Raw genomic sequence first — 3746 nt, 5'->3', positions numbered from 1 at the left:
TGAGTTCGTCGACCAACTCGTCCGCGGTCATCGACCGGGAAAACATCGGATAGTCGTACTTCAGTGCGTTCTCGTGCTCCTCGACCGAGGTCGCCGCGACGCAATCGCTCAATGTGATGACCTGGTAACCGTTTTCGTAGCCGGTGCGCATGGTCGATTCCACACAGCAGTTGGTGAGGAAGCCGCCCAGCACGATCGTCGTGATGCCCTTGCTGCGCAGGATAAAGTCGAGGTTGGTGCTGGCGAAGGTGTCCAGGCCGCGCTTGCCCTCGACCACGATGTCACCGGTGGCGGGTGTCAATTCGTCGACGATGGCCGCACCCCAGGAACCCTTGACGAACGCCTGACCGTCCACGACCCCCTTGAGGATTCCGTACGGATGGTTGGTGATCTCGTTGTAGCCCGCCGCGAAGGTGATGGGAGCGTGCATGACGGTGGCGCCGGCGTTGCGCGCCGCATCCACTACTGCCCGGGTCTTGGTGAGCATCTCGGTCCGGCCCATCACCTCGGCGACCGCGTCGTGCAGGACGCCGCCCTTGGTGGTGAAGTCGTTCTGGTACTCGATCAGCACGACCGCGGTGGTCCTCGGGTCGATCGCCATCACCGCAGGCTAGACCCGTTCTGACAATCCCGGCAATGGGCACGCGGCGACCACCGCGGAATCCGGCCTGGTGCAGCGAATGCAAGTGGAGCCGATGACGGGAATCGAACCCGCGTATTCAGCTTGGGAAAAGTCGGATGGACGGGTCCGGCTAAGTCTGCCCAGGGCCAAGCTGTGCTATTGCTGCGGACACGGGCAGCTATGCGTTGATGTGACACCACCGCTTGACAACTTGACTAGGGGTCAAGAACCCGGAGGACGTCGTCTGCAAACCAGCGATGTCGAGTCCCCGGACCTTCGCCGACCTCGCGGACAATCCCCTCGGCCGTGAGGGTTCGAAGGAGATTGGTGGCGCCGGGCTGGCTGACATCCAGCCGTTTTTGGACGGCTTTGACAGTCATGATCGGGTTAGCGAACAAGAGGTCTGCCACTTCGATCGCGCGGCTCCTGCTTCCTTGAAGGGCCAACCGATACTTTTCGCGAAGGTCGGCCAATTCTTCAGCCCGGCTGACTGCATCATTTGCTTGCCCAGCAATCCCAGTGAGGAAGAAATCGAGCCACTCATTGATCTCTCCACGTTCACGGACGAACTGGAGCCTGTCGTAGTACTCCTCTTTGCGTTGGTCAAAGTAGCTAGATATGTATAGGAGCGGCGTCGGCAGCCGACCCCGGTCGACGAGGTACAAGATGATGAACAAACGGCCGATACGACCATTGCCGTCGAGGAACGGGTGGATTGTCTCGAACTGGTAGTGCATCAGAGCGCAACGAATCAACAAGGGCAGCTTGGGATCGTCGTCGTGCAGATACTTTTCCCAATCGTCGAGAGCCTTCCACATGTTCTCGACAGTTGGGGGCACAAAACGAGCCGTGCGGGGCTGGTTGTCTGGCGACGAAATCCAGTTCTGCGTTTGGCGGAAGTCCCCGGGTGTTCGTTCTTGACCACGAACGTTGGTCAGCAGGATCCCGTGCATTTCTTTGACGAGGCGCAGCGATATGGGAAAGCCTTCTTTAAGGCGGGTCAGCCCATGATGTAGCGCCAGAATGTAGTTCCTGACTTCCTGCACGTCGGCTCGCGCTGACGTGCCGGTGACCGCCGCGTCGAATACCTCCGTGACCGAGGCCTGAGTGCCCTCAATGCGAGAGCTCGCAACAGCTTCTCGGGTGATGTAAGCATTGACGAGCAGGTGCGGGTCGGGAAGGAGCCGTCCTGAGCCGGCTAACCGGCCTAAGGCTGCGTCCGCGTCTGATAGCAGCATGATGGTTTGTGGCCGAAGCGATAGCTCGCGTGGGACTGGTACGGGCTCGAAAGCATGGTAGGCAGCTGGTCCCCCTGTCGACACCGCCCGGCCCCATTGAGGAGCTACAAACCTTGTTGGGTCCATCCGCACAAGGTATAACAAAACCCCGCTTTCGTTATAGGTTCCCTCGCGGCCTGCAAGCGCCGTTGGGTTCTTCGCATTCCATGGGGCACGAGCAGGACAGACGGTCAAAATTGCCTCATCCGGGGCGGCTCCGGTTGACGGGCATGCCACTGACCAGTTCTTTCGTGGAGCCGATGACGGGAATCGAACCCGCGTATTCAGCTTGGGAAGCTGATGTTCTGCCATTGAACTACATCGGCGCTGGACACAGAGGTTAGCACCGCTGCGCACGAACGCTGGCCAGGGCGTCCCCTGTAGCGGAAAATGGGGACATGGCCACCCGGGGTGTGCCGCCTCGTCCGGACGGGGCGCAGGCTAGCGCGGAGGAATGGGCGAAGTTCTACAACTACTTCGGCCATGCCCGGGTGCGGCGTGCGGTCCGCGTGATGTCGCGCATGCCGTCCGAACCCCGGTGCGAGGCCTGCGGGAACCCGTTCGGAGGTGTCGGCGGTTGGCTGATGCGGCGGGTGGGCAAGAGTCCGTCCCGGAAGAATCCGCGCTGGTGTGAGATCTGCTTCGAATCTGCGCCCGACGGCGGGGTGACGCTCACCATCGGGGTGTTGTTCGCCGACGTCCGTGGGTCGACGGAGCTTGCCGAACGGTTGACGCCCGACGAGATGGCCAAACGGCTCAATGGGTTCTACGCCGCCCTCACCCAGGTCATCGTGCAGCACGGCATCGTGGACAAGCTCATCGGTGACGCCGTGATGGGGCTGTACTTCGCGCCGCTCAGTCCCGACGGCCGGTACGTCGAATCCATGGTGAGCGATGCGCGGTCGGTCCTCGGCGCGTTGGGCTACGGAACACGCGCCGGGCCCGACCTGGAAGTCGGCATCGGGCTGGATGTGGGCCCGGCCTACGTCGGAATCGTGGGCGAGGGCGAGGTCCGCGACTTCACCGCGATCGGCGATGTGGTGAACACCGCGTCGCGGCTGCAGCACGAGGCGGCAGGCGGTGAGGTGGTGATGTCGGAGCAGGTCGCGCAGATCGCCGACGTCGTCGACGGCGAGTCCGTCCAGCTGGAAGTGAAAGGCAAAGGTGAACCGGTGGCGGCACGGCGGCTCCGGTTGGCGGGCTGACCTACCGATACGCTCGTCGGGTGCTGCTCTCTGATCGCCATATCCGGGCTGAGATCACCGCCGGACGGCTCGGCATCGAACCCTTCGACGACAGCCTCGTACAGCCCTCCAGCGTCGACGTCCGGCTGGACAGCCTGTTCCGCGTCTTCAACAACACCCGCTACACCCACATCGACCCCGCACAACGTCAGGACGACCTGACCAGCCTGGTCGAGCCGGAGCAGGGCGAGCCGTTCGTCCTGCATCCCGGTGAGTTCGTGCTCGGCTCGACGTTGGAGATCTGCACGCTGCCCGACGACCTGGCCGGCCGCCTGGAGGGCAAGTCGTCGTTGGGTCGGCTCGGCCTGCTGACACATTCCACGGCCGGATTCATCGACCCGGGATTCAGCGGCCACATCACCCTGGAGCTGTCCAACGTCGCCAACCTGCCGATCACGCTGTGGCCGGGCATGAAGATCGGCCAGCTATGCCTGTTGCGGTTGACCAGTCCTGCCGAGCATCCCTACGGCAGCGCCAAGGTCGGCTCCAAATACCAGGGCCAGCGGGGGCCGACCCCGTCGAAGGCCTACGAGAACTTCATCAAGCTGCCCTGACACCGCGACCCTGACAGCAACCGACGCCGGCGGACGTGCGCCACAGGAC

The 3746-nt window shown here is 62.8% G+C and carries 4 protein-coding genes and 1 tRNA gene; 2 read left to right on the top strand and 3 right to left on the bottom strand.

Features of this window, described 5'->3' with window-relative positions:
• The 3 genes from ACN269_RS32865 to ACN269_RS32855 form a co-directional block, all read right to left on the bottom strand.
• Positions 1–601: cysteine hydrolase (locus ACN269_RS32865; protein WP_421476947.1), on the bottom strand; the 601-nt coding region annotated here is incomplete at its 3' end.
• Positions 602–837: 236 nt separating this feature from the next.
• Positions 838–1860 carry a Fic family protein gene (locus ACN269_RS32860; RefSeq protein WP_421476946.1) on the bottom strand — a complete coding sequence of 341 codons (1023 nt, stop codon included), beginning with the start codon at positions 1858–1860 and terminating at the stop codon, positions 838–840.
• Between the two features lie 291 nt (positions 1861–2151).
• A tRNA-Gly gene (locus ACN269_RS32855) sits at positions 2152–2225 on the bottom strand.
• A gap of 72 nt (positions 2226–2297) precedes the next feature.
• On the opposite strand from ACN269_RS32855, the gene ACN269_RS32850 reads away from it, so the two are divergent.
• Both ACN269_RS32850 and dcd read left to right on the top strand, forming a co-directional pair.
• A complete protein-coding gene (locus tag ACN269_RS32850) occupies positions 2298–3104 on the top strand; it encodes an adenylate/guanylate cyclase domain-containing protein (RefSeq protein WP_421476944.1) in 807 nt (268 codons plus the stop codon).
• A gap of 20 nt (positions 3105–3124) precedes the next feature.
• Positions 3125–3697, top strand: a complete 573-nt coding sequence (gene dcd / locus ACN269_RS32845) for a dCTP deaminase (protein ID WP_421476942.1) — start codon at positions 3125–3127, stop codon at positions 3695–3697.
• Positions 3698–3746 lie beyond the last annotated feature (49 nt).

It is taken from the genome of Micromonospora sp. WMMD736, from assembly GCF_049179015.1.
Taxonomy (GTDB): Bacteria; Actinomycetota; Actinomycetes; order Mycobacteriales; family Micromonosporaceae; genus Micromonospora.
The sequence above is the reverse complement of the archived record's forward strand: the minus strand, read 5'-3'. Positions and strand labels throughout refer to the sequence as shown.